The sequence below is a fragment of the Kitasatospora sp. NPDC005751 genome (genome assembly GCF_040630835.1).
Lineage (GTDB): Bacteria > Actinomycetota > Actinomycetes > Streptomycetales > Streptomycetaceae > Kitasatospora.
This window is the reverse complement of record NZ_JBEXYC010000070.1, coordinates 1-18,642: the sequence shown is the minus strand read 5'-3', so window position 1 is coordinate 18,642 and position 18,642 is coordinate 1. Positions and strand designations below refer to the sequence as shown.

Below are 18,642 nucleotides of genomic sequence, written 5' to 3'. Positions count from 1 at the left end.
GGTGCTCCTTCGTTGCCAGGCCGCCACTATCGCTCCAAAGATATGACGTATTCAAGGGTCGGAAACCAAATCGTCATACTTTTGCGCGTTGCGGGGGCCGCCCGGCGAGCGGGCCGGCCGGGCCCTCTAGGCTGGCCGGATGGAGATCCAGGGGCTGCCCGGCCGACTGCTCGCCGACCTCGGACCGGCCATCGCCTCCGGTGAGATCCCCGAGGGGGCGGTCCTGCGCGCCGAGGAGCTGGAGCAGCGGTACGGGGTGTCGCGGACGGTGGTCCGCGAGGCCGTGCGGATCCTGGAGGGGATGGGGCTGGTCGCCTCCCGGCGGCGGGTCGGCAGCACCGTCCAGCCGAAGTCCGCCTGGGACGTCTTCGACCCGCTGGTGATCCGCTGGCGGCTGGCCGGGACCGACCGGCCCGCGCAGCTGCGCTCGCTCGGCTCGCTGCGGGTCGCGGTGGAGCCGGCCGCGGCCGCGCTCGCCGCCCGGCATGCCAGCGACGACGAGCGCCGCGAACTGCTCTCCCTCGCCGGAGAGTTGACGATGACGGCGCGGGCCGCCGACCTGGCCACCTTCCTCCGGCACGACATCGCCTTCCACGCGACCGTCCTGAAGGCCTCCCGCAACGAGATGTTCGCCCATCTCGGGGACACCGTCGGTGCGGTGCTCACCGGTCGCACGGAGTACCATCTGATGCCTCATCAGCCCGAGCCGTACGCGATCCGGTTGCACCGCGAGGTCGCGGAGGCGATCTGCGCGGGGGACGCGGCCCATGCCGAGCGGGCGATGCGCACGATCGCCGAGGGCGCGCTGGCGGAGCTCGACCAGCAGTTGGGGTGATTCGCCCGGGGGGCGCGGTTTCCGGTGCAGATCACACGATTTGACGGCAGTTCGGCTGAATCCCGCGCATGGTTCGGGTACCACGGGGCAGAGTGGTGCGCAGGGGCGCGTTCCGGCGCGCCCGTCCCGCCGTCGTGAGCGCGCCTGGGGGTCGCCCGATGCCATCCGCACGCCGTCGCCGCCGTCGCCTGCCCGACGAGGTGCGCGCAGCCGCCGTCCGGGCCGTGCTCTGCCTGTCCTTCACCCTGGTCGGCCTGGTCGTCGCGGCGCTGGGCTCGTACGCGGACAGCTGGCTGATGACGCCGGCGCTGATGGCCATGGGGCTCGGGGTGTTCGGCACCATGTGGTGCCTGCTGGAGATCCTCATCTCGCGCCAGGTCGCCGCCCAGCGGATGCGCGGGCCGAACTCCGCCTCGCCGATGGCCGGCAGCCGGGCGCCCGCCGGGGTCCGGCCGGTGCCGCGCCCGGCGGGCCCCCCGACCGGGACGGCGCCCCAGCCGTGGGTGCCCACCGCGCAGGGTGCCCGGGTGGGTGGTCAGGCCGGCACGACGGCCCGGTAGTGGGTGGTGAGCCGGCCGTCGTCGTCCAGGACGTGGAAGGCGAGCATCGGCGGCTGCTCGAAGCTGATCCCGGGGCCGCCCTCGCAGGGCAGCGTGACGGTCGACACCACACCCGGCGCGACCAGCACCGGCAGACCGGCGAACACGGTGGCCGCGCCGGTGTGGGAGTGGCCGCAGAGCAGGGCGGCCACCCGGGGGTGGCGGGCCAGCACCTCGGCGAGCCGCTCCTCCCCGAACTGGCGGATCGGGTCGACGGCCGGGAGGTGGAGGACGACCGGCGGGTGGTGGAAGGCCACCAGCGCCGGCCGGTCCGGACGGCCCCCGGCCAGCTCGGCGTCCAGCCAGGCCAGCGTCCCCTCGTCGAGCAGGCCGTCGTCGCGGCCGGGGATCGACGAGTCGAGCAGCAGCAGGTCGGCGCCAGGCAGTTCGTGCCGCCGGTTGACCGGGCCGTCGGCGGGCGCCTCCCCCAGCAGTCCCTCCCGGTAGGGCGCGCGCCGGTCGTGGTTGCCGGGACAGGTGAGCACCGGGTGGCGGGAGACCAGCACCTTGGCGGCCTGCTCGTACTCCGCCGGCAGGCCGTGGTCCGCGAGGTCGCCGGTGACCAGGACGGCGTCCAGCGGGCCCGGCAGGGCGTTGAGGTACGCCATCACCCGCTCGGCCCGCCGGTACGCGCGGGCGCCGCCGTCCCGGCGCCACTCCTGGCCGAGGTGGATGTCACTGAAGTGAGCGATCGTCAGCATGCCCCCACGGTAGGCGGGCCGGTGGCGCCGGGGTAGCGGGGGTCAGGCCTGGCCCGGGGCCTCCACCGGGCGCTTGAACATCCGGGTCGCGGTGATCTCGCCGTGGATGGCCGGGCCGTCCGGGTCCTGCGGGGCGGGCAGGCCGGGGCGCAGGTGCTCCTCCACCGAGATGTACTTGAGGCCGGCCCGCAGGTCGGCGTCGTTGCGCAGCCGGATAACCAGCGGGAACTCGGCCAGCGCGGTGGTGTCGAACAGGCCGGTGGTGTAGATCAGCTGGACGCCGAGCGCGTCGGCGACCGCCCGCTGGAGCTCCAGCAGGTAGGTGGCGTTGGCGCGGCCGATCGGATTGTCCAGGAAGAGCGTGCCGGCGTGCCGCAGCTGGGACTGACCCCGGTCGTTGGCCCGCAGCGCGGCCATCGTGCAGTACAGCGCGATGGCCGCGGTGAGCAGCTGGCCGCCGGAGAAGACGTCCGACATCTGGCCGACGCCGACCCGCTCGGCCCGCAGCACCGCGTCCGGCTTGAGGATCTCCACGCTGACGCCGCGCGGCCCGATCGCGGCGGCGACCCCGCGCAGCAGCAGGGACATCCCGTCGCGGCGCAGGTCGCTGTTCTTCCGGACGGCGGCGCGGGTGGCTTCGTCGATCACCTCGCCCAGCCGCTCCACCAGGGTGGCGTGGTCCGGGTCCTCGAAGCGGATCCGCAGGAACTCCTGGCCGGACCACTCCCCCAGGCCCTCGGGCAGCCGGGAGAGCCGCTGGGCGGCCCGCAGCGTGGTGAGCGAGGACTCGACCAGGCCGCGCAGCCGGTCGACGATCGAGCCGCGGTTGCGCTCCAGCTGGGCGAGCTCGTCGGTCAGCACCCGCAGCCGGGGCGCGAAGGCGGTGGCCCAGGCGGCGGCGTGGTCGGGCAGGGCGGCGGCGGGCAGTTCGCGGATCTGCTGGCGGGCCGGGGTGCGGACGGCCTCGTAGCGCGCCGCGTTGGCGTGCCGGACGAGGGCGTCGGAGGCGTCCCGGACGGCGAGTTCGGCGGCGGAGAGTTCGCCGGCGGCGGTGCGCAGGGCGCGCCGGGCCTCGGCGGCGGCCGTCCGGGCGTCGGCGAGCGAGCCCAGGTAGGGCTCGACCGGGCGGCCGTCCTCGTCCTGGTGCTCGCGCAGGCCGTCGCGCAGCTGCCCGGCGTGCTCGTCGAAGTCGGCGGCGGCGGCCTGGGCGGCGTCGAAGGTCCGCTGCAGGTCGGCGTGGGCGGTGCGGGCGGCGTCGACGCTCTCGCGGCGCTCGGCCAGCCGGGTGGTGGCGGTGCGCAGCAGGACCTGGGCGTGCTCGGGGTCGGTGGGGACGAGGTCCTCGGGCAGCTCGGTGTGCGCCTCGCCGTCGGCGGGCGCGGAGCGTTCGGCCTCGCCGCGCAGCCGGCCGAGCTGCTCGCTGGCGGCGGCGGCGCGGGCCTCGATGGTGGCGACCAGCTCCTCCGCGCGGGCGGCGGCGGCCTGGCGGGCCGGGCCGTCGGCGCCGTCGGGGCTGCCCAGCAGCTCCTCCGCCCGGGTGCGCACCTTGTTGGTGAGCCGGTCGAGTTCGGTCGCGGCGGCGGCCTCGTCCCCCTCGGCCCGGGCCTGTTCGGCGCGGAGGTCGGCGCCGACGCCGACCTTCTCGTACAGCTGGGACGCGGCGCGGTAGGCCTCGCGCAGGGCGGGCAGGGCGACGGGGGCGGCGGCGGGCTCGTCGGCCTGCTCGGCGGCGGGGATCTCGGCGCGCTCGGCGCGCAGGGTGCGGGCGGTGCGGCGGGCGTCGTCGGCGGCGCGCTGGGCGGCGCGGCGGTCCTCGTCGCAGGTGCGGGCGCGCTCGGCGCACTGGGCCTGGCGGCGGTCGCACTCGGTCGCGTCCTCGGCGAGTTCGCGCAGGCTCCGCGTCCAGCCGGCGCGCTCGCGCAGGCGGAAGGCGAGGCCGGAGAGGGCGTCGGCGCGGCGCCGGGCCTGCTGGGCGGCCTCGCGCTGCTCCTCGTGCGCGAACGCGGCGGCGGCGTGGTCGCTCTCGGCCTCGTCGTGGTCGGCGCGCAGGGTGGCCAGTGCGGCGGCGGCCTGCTCGGCGTGCTCGTGGGCGGCTCCGGCGGCGGCGGCCAGCTCGGCGAGGGTGCCGGGCGGGCAGCTGGCGTGCCAGGAGGCGAGGCGGGCGGCGAGGGCGCGGTCGCCGCCCAGCCGGGCGGCCAGCTCGCGGATGTGCTCCTCGCGGGCGGTGGCGCGTGAGCGCAGCTCGCGGCGCTCGCCGTCGGCGGCGGTCTCGTCGTGCATGGCCGGGTTCGGCGGGACGAGGAAGAAGGCGGGCTCGCCGGTGATGGGCGCGATCAGCGCGGCGGCGGCGCCGACCGCGACGGTGGAGCGCGGCAGCAGCGCGGCGGAGTGCAGCGTCTCGCGGGCCCGGTCCAGCGAGTGGGGGTCGGTGATCACCACGCCGTCGACCAGCTCCGGCCGGGCGGCGAGGATCGCCTCGTGGTCCGCCGGGTCGACCGACTGGGCCAGGTAGCGCCAGCCGGGCAGCGCGGGGATGCCGTGCTCGGCGAGGTACTCGACGGTGGCGAGCACGTCCGGGCCGGGCGGCAGCAGGCCGCCGTCGCCGAGCGCGGCGAGGATGCGGGAGTCGTCGGCGGCCGCGGTGCGCAGGTCGAACAGGGTGCGTTCGGCGGTGGCGATCGCGTCGTCGAGCAGTTCCCGGAGCGTCTCGGCGGAGCGGTCGAGGACCGCGGGGGTGAGGAAGCCGGAGGCCTCGTCCGCGCCCTCCTGGTACGGGGTGAGGGAGAGCAGGTCGGCGAGCCGGGGCTCGGTGGCGAGCAGGGCCGCGGTGCGCTGCTCGGTGGCGAGCGCCTGGGCGGCGGCCTTGCGGGCGTCGGTGGCGCGGGCTTCGGCGAGTTCGGCCCGGCCGGTGGCCGCGGCGGCCTCGCGCAGCCGGGCCGCGGCGGCCTCGGCGGCCGTGCGGGCCTGCGCGAGGGCGGCCGCGGCGGTCTTCTCCACGTCGGCGGCGTGCAGGGCGGCGCGGGCCGGGTCGGGCTCGGCGGTTCCGGGGTCGATCCAGCCGGCCTCGACCGCGGCGGCGGTCTCCCGCTCGACCTCGGCGAGGCGCTGGCGCAGGTGGTCGGACTCGCTGCGGGCCTTCTGGGCGGCGGTGGCGGCCTCGGTGGCGTCGGACTGGGCCTTGGCGCCGTCCGCCTGGAGCTCGCCGGCGCGCTGCTCCTCGGTGTCGGCGCGCTCCTCGGCGGCCGCGGCGGCGCTCTCCAGGGCGCGGGCCAGCGCGGTGGCGGCGCGGGCGCGGGCGGCGAGCGCCGGGGCGGCGTCGAGTTCGGCCTCGCGGATCGCGGCGGCGACCCTGGCCACCCGGTCGGCGGCGGCGCGCTGGCGCAGCACGGCCTCGGCGGCCTGCCAGGCGGAGTGCAGGGTGCGGGCGTCGATGAGCTCGCGGCGCAGCGCGGCGGCCTCGGTGGTGGCGGCGGCCAGGCCGAGGGTGGCGTGCCGGTGGGTCAGCTCGGCGGTGATCAGGGTGTGCCGGGTGCGGTCGGCCTCGGCGGCGGTGACGGCGCTCGCGGCGGCGGCGACCTCGATGGAGAGGTCCTGGGCGCGGTCGCGTTCGGCGGCGGCGCGCGAGGTCAGGGCGTGGGCGAGGCGGCGGGTGCGGCGCTCGGCGGTGCGGTGGGCCTCGCGGACGGTCTCCCGCGCGATGGTGGACTCGGCGATGCGCTCCAGCAGCTCCAGCGAGCCGGCGGTGAAGTCGCGTTCGGCGGTGAGCTCGGCGCGACGGCCGAGCTTGGCGGCGAAGCCGTGGACGAGGTCGGCCAGGCCGTCGGTGTCCCGGGTGTCGGTGACGGCGCGCAGCAGCAGGTCGGTGAAGTCGCTGTCGTGCTTGACCGCGAACAGGCCCGCCGCCTCGCCCTCGTCGGCGTTCATCTCGCGCTGGTAGCGGAAGAGTTCGGGGTCGAGGCCGAGTTCGCCGAGGTGCTCCGTCCAGCGGTCGTGGCCGTCCTCGAAGACCAGGTCGAGGTGGGGGTGGGCCTTGCCGGCCTCGGTGAGGGCGTCGCGGAAGCCCTTCATGGTGCGGCGGCGGCCGCGGGCCTTCTGGTCGCCGGCCAGGCTGACCCGCTCGGCGACCGGCAGGGAGTCCAGCGTCAGGCCCGGCCCGGGGCGGAAGGAGTACCAGGTCTCGGCGAACTTGCGCGGGTCGGAGGAGACCTGCCGGCCCCGCCACTCGCTGACCTTGCCCACCACGATCGGCTCACCGGTGACGGTGTGCTGCCATTCGAGGGCGACGTGGCCGCAGTCGTCGGCCAGCAGGAACTTGCGCAGCACGCCGGAGCTGGCACCGCCGAGGGTGTTGCGGTGGCCGGGGAGCATCACCGAGAAGATCAGCTTGAGCAGGACGGACTTGCCGCCGCCGTTCTCCAGGAAGAGCACCCCGGCGGGGGCGGGCCGGCGGATCGGCCCGTCCGGCTCCTCGCCGAACAGGCCGATCTGCTGGGGGGCCGGGTCGGTGACGGGCTCGCCCACACCGCGCAGGTCGAGCACCGTGTCGGCGTAGCGGGCGCCGGCCGGTCCGATCGAGTACAGGCGGACCCGGTTGAGCTCGTACATGTGCGGCGGTTCTCCAGTGCGGGTGGGTCAGGAGTGCGTGGTCAGGGGTGCCCGGCCCGGTGGCGCGGCGGGCCGGTCCGGGTGGGGGCCCGGGGTCAGAGCGCGTGGAACGGCAGGCCCGCGTCGGCGACCAGCTCGTCCCCGGTGTCCGGGGGCAGCAGGCTGGCGGTGCCGTCGGAGACCGGGACGATGCCGAGGTCGAGCAGTTCGGCCATGGCGGCGCTGCCGGCCAGGTCGCGGACCTGGAGCTGGTAGCGGGCGGTGGTGCGGTAGGTGCCGCCGGCGTCGTCCGAGGTCTTCTGCAGGAAGCCGGAGTCGACCAGGAACATCACGGCCTTGGCGACGATGCCGATGGTGGAGCCGGACAGCCGGCGGGCGTCCTTGGTGGCGCCGGTGGCGGTGCGCCGGGCCCAGACCCGCCAGGCGGCCTCCAGGCCGGGGGCGTCGCTCTGCGGGTCGGTGTTGGCGCCGTCGGCCTCGGCCTGCTCCTCCAGCCGGCGGCAGGCCTGGCGGACGAAGGCGTCCACGCCGTTGACCGTGATCCGGCCGAGGTAGCCGTCGTCGGCGAGGTCCTCGGGGCGGGGGAAGGCCATCGCGGCGACGGCGAGGTGGGCCAGGCCGTGCAGGAAGCGGTCGGTCGACTCGGAGGCGGCGCGGCGCGAGTAGTCGCCCATCCGGACGGCGAAGACGGAGTCCTCGGCGGCGGCCACGGCCATGCCGGCGCGCGGCGAGACCTCCAGGACGACCAGGCCCATGCCGGTGGCGACGGCGTCGGCGAGGCGGGCGAAGGGCGGGTCCTCGCGGTGGCGGCGGACCAGCTCGGCGTACTCTGCGTCGCGGGCGGGGAGCAGCTTGGCCTGCAGGCCGAAGGAGACCAGGCGGGCCGCGTCGGCGACGTCGGCCGGGGTGATCGGGGCCGGGGCGGCGGGCTCGGCCTCGGGTGCCCAGGACGTGTCGTGGTGGGTCGTCACGGGCGGTGCTCCTCGGGGGTGTTGCCACTGGTGCGGGTGGTGGGGCGGTCGGTCTCGGCTGCCGCGAGGCGGCGCCGGGGGTGCGTCGGCTGTCCAGTCGTCAACTGGCGTCCTTGCGGTCGGCCGCCATGCCGGCCGCGTCCAGCAGGGCGCTGCCGACGATGAGGTCGGCGCCGCCGAACTCGCGGTCCCGCAGCGGAGTGCCGTCGTCGACCGCGAAGAGCAGCCGCTCCTCCCCCTGCCGGTAGGCGGTGCCGACCGGCGGGCTGGCCGCGTGCACCGCCAGCAGGGCGACCAGGTAGGGGAGTTCGGGATCCTGCCGACGGGCGTCGGCGAGCAGCCCGGAGAGCCGGCGGGGGGCGTCGGCGGGCAGGTCGAGCAGGACCAGCGCGGCCTCCAGCTGCGCCTCGGTGAACCGGCTGTCGTCGGGGGTGGCGACGAGGTCCGGATCGGGCAGCTCGGCGCCCAGGTGCTCGCGCTCGACCGGCGGGGTGAGCAGCAGGTCGACCAGGTCGGCGACCCGGACGGAGACCGGCGTGCGCAGACCGGTGCCGCGGGTGAAGAACGCGCCGGTCGGCCGGACGGCCTGCTCCACCGGCAGCCGCAGCACGGGGGCGAGCAGCTGCCCGTAGAGGTCGATGCCGCTGCGGGCGCCGGGCGCGGCGAAGGCCTGGCGGTCCTGCTCGGCGCGGAACAGCGGGCCGGCCTCCAGCAGGCGGGTCTGCAGCTGGGTGTGGCGGCGGATGCAGTCCTTGACGATGTCGACCAGCTCGGCGGCGCGGCGCTTGTGCTCGGGCTCCTCGGCCTCGTCGCGGGCCTTGCGGATGTTGGTGAGAATCGCGTTCTCGTGCCGGTAGCGGTCGGCGATGTGGTCGAGCGCCTCGTCGATGAGGTCGGGGACGGCCTGCATCCAGTCGACGGCGCGCACGTTGCGCCGGGTCGCGTCCAGGGCCCGGCGCAGCGTCTCGGCGTACTGGACCGTGCGGTAGCGGGCCTGCTCGGCGGCGAGCTGGGCGTCGGCCAGCCGGCCGCGCCGGATCAGCACCTCCAGCTTGACCTCGGCGGCGATCTGCGCGGAGGTGACGTCGGTGTCGAGGGCGCCGACCAGGACGTTGACCGCCTCGTCGGTGGTGCGCAGGTAGACGCCGCCGTCGGGGCCGGGCACCTCCTCGATCAGCTTGAAGTCGTAGTCGCGCCGGACGTACGCGCCGTCCTGGCCGAAGGTGCCGTAGACGGCGCGGAACCCGCGGTCGACGCTGCCGACGTTGATCAGCGACTCCAGCACCCAGCGGGCGACCCGCTCGTGCTCGGCGGTCGGGCGGGTGGCGGCCTGGGCGGCGACCCGGGGCAGCAGCCGGGCGAGCACTATCTCGCGGTCGGCCCCGGTGTCGAAGTCCATGTGCAGGGTGACCAGGTCGATGGCGGCGAGGCCGACCTCGGCCATCGCGTAGCCGCCGTACTCGCCGGCCAGCATCACCTTGCGGCTGTCCAGGTCGTGCAGCGGGGCCGTGCAGGCCAGCGCCTTGAGCCGGCGGGCCAGGCCCTCGTCGGCGGCGGGGCCGGGCGCGGGCCGCGCGGCGGCGGCGGGCCCGGCGGGCGGCCGGGGCCCGGACTCGGTGGGCGGGTCAGCGATGGCGGTCACGGTGGACAAGATTAGAGGTAGGCACCGACATCGACCGAAACCGACCTTACGGACGGCCCGGACAGGCGGTCGCACCGCGGGCGGTGGAACCGGCTTTCGGGAAAGTACCCGCACGATCCGGTCCCCACGGCCATCATGCCTCATATGATCATCCGACTGGTACGAGGCGGCCTGACCGCCGCCCTGGCCGTGGCCACGCTCACCGCCGGCACCGCGGCGGCCGGCGCCGCGACCCCGGCCGCGACCGCCGCCCGCACGGCGGCCACCGGCCCGAACGTCAGCGTGACCCAGGCCGGCAACTACCCGACCTTCCCGGTCGACAGCACCAACTTCTCGGTGACCTGGACGTCCTCCGGCACCGCCGACCTCACCGGGGTCACGCACCTCACCGTCGAACTGCCGGCCGGTCTGACCACCAGCGGCGCGGCGATCACCTCGCTCCCCGACTACTCCTTCACCGAGACGGTCTCCCCCGACGGCCGCCGGCTGGACGCCTTCTTCACGGGCACCCGGGCTCCCGGGCGCAGCGAGTTCATGAAGGTGTACGTGGCCTCCCACGGCACCGGGCCGACCGGGACGATCAAGGTCACGGCGGCGAACCGGAACGACACCGACCCGTCCGACAACGTCTCCGACCACCTGCTCGGCAGTGGCCCGCAGACCCCGACCGCCCCGCCCGTCCCGGCGGTGACGGGTATCGGCACGACCACCGGCCCCGGGACGGGCGGCACCGCCGTCACCCTGACGGGCACCGGCCTGGACAACGGCTTCGTCCTGTTCGGCGACGCCCTCGCGACCGGCGGCTGCACCGGCACCACCTGCACCGTGACCGCGCCCGGCGGCGCCGGCAGCGCGCCGGTGACGGTGGTGACCCCCGGCGGCTCCGCGGCCGCGCCGCACGCCTTCGACTACACCGGCGCGGCTCCCCCGGCACCCCCCGCGCCGGTGGTGACCGGTCTGACCACGAGCACCGGGCCGGCCTCCGGGGGCACCAGGATCTACGTCCGGGGCAGCGGACTGGCCGCCGGCACGGTGCTCTTCGGCGGGGTGCCGGCCACCCTCCACTCGTGCGGGCCGACGCTCTGCTCGGCGACCGCCCCGGCCGGCACCGGCGTGGTGGACGTGACGGTGACCACCGCCGGCGGGACCAGTGCGCCGGTCGCGGCGGGGCGGTACACGTACACGGCCTGACGGGGTCGTACGGCGGGGCCCGGTGCCGGGAGCGGCGCCGGGCCCTCCAGCGTGCCCGGGGGCTCGGCGGCGGCGGGGCGGCCCGCGCGGCTCCCCGGGTGAGCCCGGGCGCGGGAGCAGGCCCAGGGCAGCAAGTTGAACACGTTCAATTCAACCGTCTAGAGTCACTTCCGTGCAGGTGGGACAGCCCGTCCCAGCTCCTCTCCGGCATGGGGGTCGACCGGTATGAACGGCACGTCCGAAAGCTTGACCCGAACCCCGCCCGCGGCCGAACAGGCCGTACTCCGGCGGGTGCGGCGGTGGCTCTGGGCCTTCGTGGTCTGCCTGGTCCTGAGCGGTCTGACGGCCTTCCCGCTGGAGACCGAGACCCGCTGGCTGGCCGAGCTCGCGACCGGCCCGGCGGCCCCGGTCACCGACCACCTGCCGGGCGTCCTGGAGTGGATCGAGCGGATCCGCGACGGCGTCGCCGACACCGGTGCCCGCTACCCCTTCCTGGCCTACGGCACCGACTGGCTGGCCTTCGCGCACCTGGTCATCGCGGCCGCGTTCTGGGGGCCGATCAAGGACCCGGTCCGCAACATCTGGGTCGTCCGGTGGGCCGTCCTCGCCTGCGCGGGCGTCATCCCGCTGGCACTGGTCTGCGGACCGCTCCGGGGCATCCCGCTGTACTGGCGATTCATCGACATGTCGTTCGGCATCGTCGGCGTGCTGCCGCTGCTGGTCGTGCTGCGCGCGCTCCGGCCGCTGGACCGGGCCGCCGGCGCCGCCACCGTCGCCGGCTGAGCCGTCCGGGGGACGCCCGGGCGGCGCTCCCACCCGCGCACCCGGCAGCGACCCGGGCAGCGGCGACGGCCGTCACGCGCAGGCCCTACGATCTGGCTCAACAGCTGCTGGGAGGCGGACGGGCGTGGCCGATGCGGTGATCGATCTCAATGCGGACCTCGGCGAGGGGTTCGGACGCTGGACGCTGACCGACGACGAGGCCCTGCTCTCCGTGGTGACCAGCGCCAACGTCGCCTGCGGCTTCCACGCGGGAGATCCGTCCACCATGCGGCGGGTCTGCGCGCTGGCCGCCGAGCGCGGCGTACGGATCGGCGCCCAGGTCTCCTACCGGGACCTGGCCGGCTTCGGCCGCCGGGCGATGGACGTCCCTCCGGAGGAGCTGGCCGACGAGATCGCCTACCAGATCGGCGCCCTCCAGGTCTTCGCCCGCGCGGCGGGCTCCCGGGTCTCCTACGTCAAACCGCACGGCGCCCTCTACAACCGGGTGGTGACCGACGCCGAACAGGCCGAGGCGGTGGTCGCGGGCGTGCTGCGGGCCGGGGCGGTCTGCGACGGCCCGCTCCCGGTGCTCGGCCTGCCCGGCTCGCGGCTGCTGGCGGTCGCCGAGGGCGTCGGGCTCCCGGTGGTCGCCGAGGCGTTCGCCGACCGCGCCTACACCTGGGCGGGCACCCTGGTGCCGCGCAGCGAACCGGACGCCGTCATCCACGACCCCGAGACGGTCATCACGCGCGCGGTCGCGATGGCCCGGGACGGCGTGGTCGAGGCCGTCGGGGGCGAGCCGATCGGCGTCGAGGCGCGCTCGCTGTGCGTGCACGGTGACACTCCCGGGGCCGCCCAGCTGGCCTGGCGGATCCGCGGCGCGCTCGCCTCGGCGGGCGTGCGGGTGGAGCCCTTCGCGTGACGACCGGCGGCGGGACGGCGGGCCCCGCGGGCGGCGCGCCCGCCGGCGGGCCCCCGGGCGCCCCGGTCGGCGACGCACTCCTGGTCCGGGCGGTCGGCGAGCGGGCGCTGCTGGTCGAGGTCGCCGGGACGGCCGAGGTCGGCGCGCTGTACGGCTGGCTGCGCGAACGGCAGGCGGCGGGTGAGCTGACCCCGGTGGAGGAGATCGTCCCGGCCGCGCGGACCGTCCTGCTCGACGGCGTGGCCGACGTCCGGGCGCTCACCGCCCTGCTGCGCACCGCCCGCCCCACGGCGGCCGGCGCCGCCCCCGGCCCCCTGCTGGAGGTGCCGACCGTCTACGACGGCGCCGACCTGGCCGAGGTCGCGGCGCTCTGGGAGGTCTCCCCCGAGGCGGCCGTCCGGATCCACACCGCGCCCGAGTACGTGGTCGCCTTCTGCGGCTTCGCCCCCGGCTTCGGCTACCTCACCGGCCTGCCGCGGCAGTACGGGACGCCGCGCCGGGCCTCCCCCCGCAGCTCCGTCCCGGCCGGCTCGGTCGCCCTGGCCGGCCCCTACACCGGCGTCTATCCGCGCTCCTCCCCCGGCGGCTGGCAGCTCCTCGGCCGCACCGGCCTCCCGCTCTGGGACCCCTCCCGGGAGCCGGCCGCCCTGCTGGCCCCGGGTGTGCGGGTCCGCTTCACCGCGGTGCGCGGCGGTGCCGGGTGACGGCGCCCGGCGGGCCCTCGGCCGACCGGTCGCTGGCGGTCGTCCGGCCCGGGCCGCTGACCACCGTGCAGGACCTCGGGCGGCGCGGCGTCGCCCACCTCGGCGTGCCCCGGGCCGGCGCGCTCGACGAGCCCGCGCTGCGCGCCGCCAACCGCCTGGTCGGCAACGGGCCCGGCGCGGCCGCGCTGGAGACCACCCTCGGCGGGGTCGCCCTGCGCGCGCACGGGCCGGCCGTCGTCGCCGTCACCGGCGCGCCCGCCGCCGTCCTGGTGGACGGGCGGCCCGCCGCCTGGGGCGCGCCCGTCGTCGTCCCCGACGGCGCCCTGGTGGAGGTCGGCGCCGCCACCCACGGCGTACGGGGCTACCTCGCGGTGGCGGGCGGGATCGCGGTGCCCCCGGTGCTCGGCAGCCGCTCGGCCGACCTGCTCTCGGGGCTGGGCCCGGCGCCACTGGCCGTCGGCGACGTGCTGCCGGTCGGGCCTCCCCCGCCCCACCGGCCCGCGCCCGACCTGGTGCCCCTGCCCGCTCCCCCGACCGAGCTGGTGCTGCGGCTGCGGCCGGGGCCGCGTGCCGACTGGTTCGCACCGGACGCGGTCGCCCGGCTGGCCCGCGACCGGTACCGGGTGGCGGCGGCGAGCAACCGGATCGCGCTGCGCACCGACGGCCCGCCGGTCGGCCGGGCCGTCAGCGGTGAACTGCCCAGCGAGGGCATGGTGCTGGGCGCCGTCCAGATCCCGCCGGACGGACGGCCGGTGGTCTTCCTGGCCGACCACCCCACCACCGGCGGCTACCCCGTCGTGGGCGTCGTGCCGCCCGCGGACCTCGCCGCGGCCGCCCAGGCCCGCCCGGGGACGCCACTGCGGTTCGTCCTGCCGCGGGGGTGAGCGCGGGGCCGTCGACAGGGCCCGGCGCCCACCCCCGGGCGGCTCACTCGAAGCAGGTCGGGCAGGACTTGGTGGCGATCCGGTCGCGGTTGCCCGCGGTGGCCCGCAGGGGCTGCGCACGGGTGACGTGGTGGCCGGACACCGGCTCGGTCACCCAGCCGTACCGGGGCGCGGCGAGGACGCTCTCCGTGAGATGGAAGCACCCCGGCAGATGGGCGTAGCCGGTGGGCGAGACGATGGCCGTCGCCCCGGTCGGCCAGCCCGCCCAGGTGGCACCCAGCACCGCCATCGCACGGTCGAGTCGCGGCACCGACCCGTCGGCCGGGCAATCGCACCACGACATCTCGCACCGCTCGCACCAGTCGACACCCACACCCGTCTCCTCCCCTGGGACGGGTGGATCCTACTGATCCCGGGCAGCGTCCTTCACCTCGGGTCCACCTGGTCAACGAGGCGTGGGAGACAGTGCTTTGAGTGGAAGTCAGCAGCGGCCTCCTCGACCTCCCGGAGCGCGTTCCGGAGGACGCGGGCGAGGGTCCGGGCGCTCGCACGGGCATCGGTCATCGCGTCGAGTCGGCGGTGCAGGACGCGCGAGAGGTCGGCGGTGGCGGCGAGGCCGGCCCGGCGGTCGCGGAGGGCCGGCAGCAGCTCGAAGCCCGGGTCTCGGCGAGCGGTTTCGGATCGATCGTCGGCCAGGGCGCGCGGCCACCCGGCGAAGGGCAGGACAGGGCAGGGCGGTCTCAGGCTCGACGGGCCAGCGCGGTGGCGGCGATCGCGGCGAACCCGTCCAGGTTGTCGAACATGATGTTGTGGCCGCAGTCCGGGACCGCCACCACCTCGACCCCCGACGCCCGCAGCCGCTCCGCCGCCGGCAGCTCGCCGTCGGCCTGCGGGTGGAGGAACGTCCTGGGGATCTCCAGGTCCAGCAGGATCTCGCGCATGGTCGGCACGGTGCCCCGAGCGGTGTGGACGGCGCTGCGGTGGAGGGCCTCGGGACCGGCCAGCCGCATCGTGGACCACCAGAGCGGCCCGACCCACCTCCGCACCTCCTCCCGGCCGCCGGCCAGGAACTCCTCCTCGCCGAAGGTCGCGATCCCACTGCTGCCCGGGCGGCGGACCGGCGTGATCGGATCGAGGTTGGCGTCGACCAGGAGGAGGCTCGCGACCAGCCGGGGGTGCCGGTGGGCGAGGACGATCGCCACCGCGCCGCCCATGCTGTGCCCGACCAGCTCGACCTCCGCCAGCCCGGCCTCGTCGAGCGCCGCCGCCACCGCGTCGGCGTGGGCCTCCAGCGTGTACGGGAAGTCGGTGGGCCGGTCGCTGATGCCGAAGCCCAGCAGGTCCAGCAGGAGCGAGCGGCGCCCGGCCAGCAGCGGGTGGGCCGCCGCACCGGCGAAGTAGACGGGCGAGCTGGCTCCGAGGCCGTGCAGATAGACCCGGGCCGGCTCGGCACCGGGCACCTCCACCCAGCGGATCCGGTCCTCGCTCGGGGTGACGATGGCCTGGCGCATGGTCGTACTCCTTCTCGGGGCAGGGCAGGGCAGAGCAGGGCTGACGCGGGGCCGGACGCACGGCCGGCGGGGCGCCGCGGATCACCGCGACGAAAGGACCATACCTCGGCGGCGAGGTATAGCGACAGCGAGTCGACGCAGCCCGATCTGAGAGAGTGGCCCCATGCTGAAGCTCGCGATCCTCGGATTCCTCCGCGACCGGCCACTGCACGGCTACGAGCTGCGCCGCCATCTCGCCGCACTCACCGGACACGTCCGGCCGATCAGCGACGGCACGCTCTACCCGGCGATCAAACGCCTGGAGGCCGACGACCTGCTGGTCCGCACGACCGAACCGGGTACGGCGGCGGCGCCCCGGCACGCCCTCCACCTCACCGAGGCCGGCCGGACCGCGCTGCTCGACCGGCTCCGCACCCCGGAGGACCTGGACATCAGCGACGAGAACCGCTGGTTCACCGTGCTGGCCTTCCTGCGCCACCTCGACGACGACCCGCGGGCACAGGCCGCCGTGCTGCGCCGCCGGCTCGCCTTCCTCAGCGAGCCGGCCAGCTTCTTCTACGACGGCGCCCGCCCGGTGGGCGCCGAGGAGTTCGGTGACCCGTTCCGACGCGGGATGCTGCTGATCGCCCGCGCCACCACCGAGGCCGAGCTGGCCTGGCTGCGCGAGACCCTGACCGCCCTCGACCGGGCCTGACCCGGGACACCGCGGCCCCCGCCTCCCGGCCGAACCCGGGAGACGGGGGCGAACCCGCTCGTGGTCAGTGCTGGTGGTGGGCGTGGACGACCGCGTGGCCGCGGCCCCGGCCGATCATCCACTTGTTGACCGGCACGGTCAGGGTGAACGCGAGGGCCAGCGAGCCCGCCAGCGCGACCCAGAACAGCGCGTCGCCGAGGCCCGCGTCCATCGCCCCCGGCACGGTGACCATCACGGTGTTGTCGATCAGCTCCATGACCAGGATCGACACGGTGTCGGCGGCCAGCGCGACCTTGACGGCGGCGCGGACGTCCAGCCCGGCCTTCAGCACACCGCGCATGGTCAGGGCGTAGCCGAAGACGAAGGCCAGCAGCACCGAGAGCACCACGGTCGCCCCGTTGTGCAGGCCGAAGGCGGTGCCGATGACCATGCCCAGGATCTCGCCGATGGCGCAGCCGGTGAGGCAGTGCAGGGTCGCCTGGGCGGCGGTCCGCCAGCTCGCCCCACCGTCGCCGTGACCACCGTGGCGGCCGTGACCGGCGTGGCCGGCGTGCGTCTCGTGGCCGGCGTGGCCGTGGCCGTGCTCGGCGTGCTGGTGCAGGTGTCCGCGCTCGTGCTGTGCGGGATGCGCCATGTCGTCCTCCGCTTGCTCCGTGCCGTGCCCCTCGGTTCGTCATCATCGAACATATACCCCCCAGGGGTATGGAGCAAGCAGTTCGGGCACCGCGTCGCCCTCTTCCCCGTCCGGCCCGCCCGTGCTCCGATGGGACGCATGGCCGATGAACGACGCAACGGGTACCAGGGAACCGGACCGGGCCCGATCACCCCGGACGGGTGCGCGGTGGAGATGTACGAGCGGCTGCCGCTGAACGGCGAGCCCGAGGTGATCAGAAAGGCGGTGCCCGCCGGAGCCCGCATCCTGGAGCTGGGCTGCGGGGTGGGCCGGATGACCCACCCCCTGCTCGACCTCGGCTTCACGGTGACGGCCGTGGACGAGTCCGCCGAGATGCTGGCCCGGGTCCGGGGCGCCCGGACGGTGCGCAGCCCGATCGAGCGGCTGGACCTCGACGAGCGGTTCGACGTCGTCCTGCTCGCCTCCTTCCTGGTGCACGCCGGCGACCCGGCCGTCCGGCGCGGGCTGCTGGACACCTGCCGGCGGCACGTCGCGGACGACGGCCTGGTGCTGCTGCAGCGCGAGGGCGAGGACTGGATGCGCGACGTGCCGCGCGAGCGTCCGCTGGGCCGGGACGGGCTGGTGCGGGTGGCGTCGGTCACCCCGGTCGGGGACGGCGTGAACTCGGTGCACGTCGAGTACGAGTTCCCGGACGCGCGCTGGACCCAGACCTTCCTGTCCCGCCCGCTCGACACCGCCGCGTTCGAGCGGGCCCTGGCCGAGGCGGGGCTGGCCGTGGACGCCCACCTGACCGAGGACCGGACCTGGGTCCGGGCCCGCCCCGTCCCGCGCTGAGCGGAGCCGGGCCGCTCCCGGACCGGGCAGGCCGGCACGGGGGCGGAAGCGAGGCTGTCACCTTCACCGCGTAGCATCAGGCGCGCGCCGGGCCCGCGCAGCCCGAGCGCCGGGCGGACCCGGCGGTTCGCATGCCATCGGCATGTGCCCCGTGCATGCCGACGGCATGCTCCCGCACCGACCTACAAGGACCGCTGATGCTCATCGAGCGACGGATACCCCGGGCGGGTGTCCGGTGATCGACTGGTTCCACGGAGCCGTCCTCGGCCTGATCCAGGGGCTCACCGAGTTCCTGCCGATCTCCTCCAGTGCCCACCTGCGGGTCTTCTCGGCCCTGCTGGGCTGGGACGACCCGGGTGCGGCGTTCACCGCCGTGACCCAGCTCGGCACCGAGTCCGCCGTGCTGATCTACTTCCGCCGGGACATCGCCTCGATCGTGAAGACCTGGACGCTCTCGCTGTTCCGTCCGGCGCTGCGCTCGCACCAGGACGCCCGGATGGGCTGGTTCGTGATCATCGGCACGCTGCCGATCGGCATCCTCGGCAAGCTGTTCCAGGACACCATCGAGACCAACCTCCGCGACCTGCGGATCATCGGCACCACGCTGATCGTCTTCGGCCTGATCCTGGCGGTGGCCGACCGGACCCGGGCCGTCCGGCACGCCAAGCCGATCACCGACCTGACCCTGCCGCACGCCGCCGCCTACGGCATGGCGCAGGCACTCGCGCTGATCCCCGGCGTCTCCCGCTCCGGCGGCACCATCAGCGCCGGGCTGCTGCTCGGATACAGCCGCGAGGCGGCCGCCCGGTACTCGTTCCTGCTCGCCATCCCGGCCGTGCTGGCCTCCGGCCTGCTGGAGCTGACCAAGATCGGCGAGGGCCCCTCACCGGCCTGGGGGCCGACCATCCTGGCCACCCTGATCGCCTTCGCGGTCGGCTACGCGGCGATCGCGTGGTTCCTGAAGTACATCTCGAACAACAGCTTCATGCCGTTCGTGGTGTACCGAGTGGCGCTGGGCATTCTGATCATCGTCCTGGTCAGCACCGGCACCCTGGCGGCCGACGCCGGCGTGGTGAAATAGAACGCGGTTCCACCGATGACCTCCCGGGTACGACGAAGCGGGCCGGGCACCTGATCTGGTGCCCGGCCCGCT

At 75.9% G+C, this 18,642-nt stretch carries 17 protein-coding genes; 10 read left to right on the top strand and 7 right to left on the bottom strand.

Going from position 1 to position 18,642, the window contains the following annotated elements:
- Nucleotides 1-139: 139 nt before the first annotated feature.
- Together ABZ497_RS32970 and ABZ497_RS32965 are read left to right on the top strand one after the other, a co-directional pair.
- Nucleotides 140-835: an FCD domain-containing protein gene (locus tag ABZ497_RS32970; RefSeq protein ID WP_359810830.1), complete on the top strand. Its 696-nt coding sequence runs from the start codon at nt 140-142 to the stop codon at nt 833-835.
- A 158-nt stretch (nt 836-993) separates the two neighbouring features.
- Complete coding sequence (locus ABZ497_RS32965; RefSeq protein ID WP_329490855.1) at nt 994-1,395, top strand: hypothetical protein; 402 nt, start codon at nt 994-996, stop codon at nt 1,393-1,395.
- Here the strand turns inward: ABZ497_RS32965 and ABZ497_RS32960 are convergent.
- The 4 genes from ABZ497_RS32960 to ABZ497_RS32945 form a co-directional block, all read right to left on the bottom strand.
- Nucleotides 1,371-2,135 carry a metallophosphoesterase gene (locus ABZ497_RS32960; protein WP_359810827.1) on the bottom strand — a complete coding sequence of 255 codons (765 nt, stop codon included), beginning with the start codon at nt 2,133-2,135 and terminating at the stop codon, nt 1,371-1,373. The genes ABZ497_RS32965 and ABZ497_RS32960 overlap by 25 nt on opposite strands.
- 42 nt (nt 2,136-2,177) lie before the next feature.
- Nucleotides 2,178-6,740 carry a hypothetical protein gene (locus tag ABZ497_RS32955; protein ID WP_359810824.1) on the bottom strand — a complete coding sequence of 1,521 codons (4,563 nt, stop codon included), beginning with the start codon at nt 6,738-6,740 and terminating at the stop codon, nt 2,178-2,180.
- 95 nt (nt 6,741-6,835) lie between these two features.
- Nucleotides 6,836-7,711 carry a hypothetical protein gene (locus ABZ497_RS32950; protein ID WP_329490851.1) on the bottom strand — a complete coding sequence of 292 codons (876 nt, stop codon included), beginning with the start codon at nt 7,709-7,711 and terminating at the stop codon, nt 6,836-6,838.
- A gap of 100 nt (nt 7,712-7,811) precedes the next feature.
- Nucleotides 7,812-9,344 (bottom strand): hypothetical protein, encoded by a 1,533-nt coding sequence (locus ABZ497_RS32945; RefSeq protein WP_352295093.1) that lies wholly within the window; start codon nt 9,342-9,344, stop codon nt 7,812-7,814.
- A gap of 153 nt (nt 9,345-9,497) precedes the next feature.
- Here ABZ497_RS32945 and ABZ497_RS32940 point away from each other — a divergent pair, with 153 nt between their 5' ends.
- From ABZ497_RS32940 to ABZ497_RS32920, 5 genes are all read left to right on the top strand, one after another.
- On the top strand, nt 9,498-10,544 hold the full coding sequence (locus ABZ497_RS32940; RefSeq protein ID WP_359810821.1) for an IPT/TIG domain-containing protein: 1,047 nt from the start codon (nt 9,498-9,500) through the stop codon (nt 10,542-10,544).
- A gap of 246 nt (nt 10,545-10,790) precedes the next feature.
- Nucleotides 10,791-11,327: a hypothetical protein gene (locus ABZ497_RS32935; RefSeq protein ID WP_359810818.1), complete on the top strand. Its 537-nt coding sequence runs from the start codon at nt 10,791-10,793 to the stop codon at nt 11,325-11,327.
- Nucleotides 11,328-11,451: 124 nt separating this feature from the next.
- Nucleotides 11,452-12,228: a 5-oxoprolinase subunit PxpA gene (locus ABZ497_RS32930; RefSeq protein ID WP_352295067.1), complete on the top strand. Its 777-nt coding sequence runs from the start codon at nt 11,452-11,454 to the stop codon at nt 12,226-12,228.
- A gap of 80 nt (nt 12,229-12,308) precedes the next feature.
- Entirely contained in the window at nt 12,309-12,932 is a 624-nt protein-coding gene (pxpB, locus tag ABZ497_RS32925; protein WP_329492357.1) for a 5-oxoprolinase subunit PxpB, read from the top strand.
- Nucleotides 12,929-13,816 (top strand): biotin-dependent carboxyltransferase family protein, encoded by an 888-nt coding sequence (locus ABZ497_RS32920; protein WP_359810816.1) that lies wholly within the window; start codon nt 12,929-12,931, stop codon nt 13,814-13,816. Before pxpB ends, ABZ497_RS32920 begins: the two co-directional genes overlap by 4 nt.
- Nucleotides 13,817-13,859: 43 nt before the next feature.
- Here the strand turns inward: ABZ497_RS32920 and ABZ497_RS32915 are convergent, their stop codons facing one another.
- Both ABZ497_RS32915 and ABZ497_RS32910 read right to left on the bottom strand, forming a co-directional pair.
- Nucleotides 13,860-14,189 carry a hypothetical protein gene (locus tag ABZ497_RS32915; protein WP_359810813.1) on the bottom strand — a complete coding sequence of 110 codons (330 nt, stop codon included), beginning with the start codon at nt 14,187-14,189 and terminating at the stop codon, nt 13,860-13,862.
- Nucleotides 14,190-14,556: 367 nt separating this feature from the next.
- Entirely contained in the window at nt 14,557-15,327 is a 771-nt protein-coding gene (locus tag ABZ497_RS32910; protein ID WP_359810810.1) for an alpha/beta hydrolase, read from the bottom strand.
- Between the two features lie 163 nt (nt 15,328-15,490).
- On the opposite strand from ABZ497_RS32910, the gene ABZ497_RS32905 reads away from it, so the two are divergent.
- Entirely contained in the window at nt 15,491-16,021 is a 531-nt protein-coding gene (locus ABZ497_RS32905) for a PadR family transcriptional regulator (protein ID WP_359810807.1), read from the top strand.
- Between the two features lie 64 nt (nt 16,022-16,085).
- Here ABZ497_RS32905 and ABZ497_RS32900 read toward each other — a convergent pair whose 3' ends face one another.
- A complete protein-coding gene (locus ABZ497_RS32900; RefSeq protein WP_359810805.1) occupies nt 16,086-16,655 on the bottom strand; it encodes a DUF4396 domain-containing protein in 570 nt (189 codons plus the stop codon).
- Between the two features lie 138 nt (nt 16,656-16,793).
- Here ABZ497_RS32900 and ABZ497_RS32895 point away from each other — a divergent pair, with 138 nt between their 5' ends.
- Both ABZ497_RS32895 and ABZ497_RS32890 read left to right on the top strand, forming a co-directional pair.
- Nucleotides 16,794-17,489, top strand: coding sequence for a class I SAM-dependent methyltransferase (locus tag ABZ497_RS32895; protein ID WP_359810802.1), 696 nt, complete (start codon nt 16,794-16,796; stop codon nt 17,487-17,489).
- Between the two features lie 238 nt (nt 17,490-17,727).
- Nucleotides 17,728-18,570 (top strand): undecaprenyl-diphosphate phosphatase, encoded by an 843-nt coding sequence (locus ABZ497_RS32890; RefSeq protein ID WP_329492356.1) that lies wholly within the window; start codon nt 17,728-17,730, stop codon nt 18,568-18,570.
- The last annotated feature ends 72 nt before the right edge of the window (nt 18,571-18,642 follow it).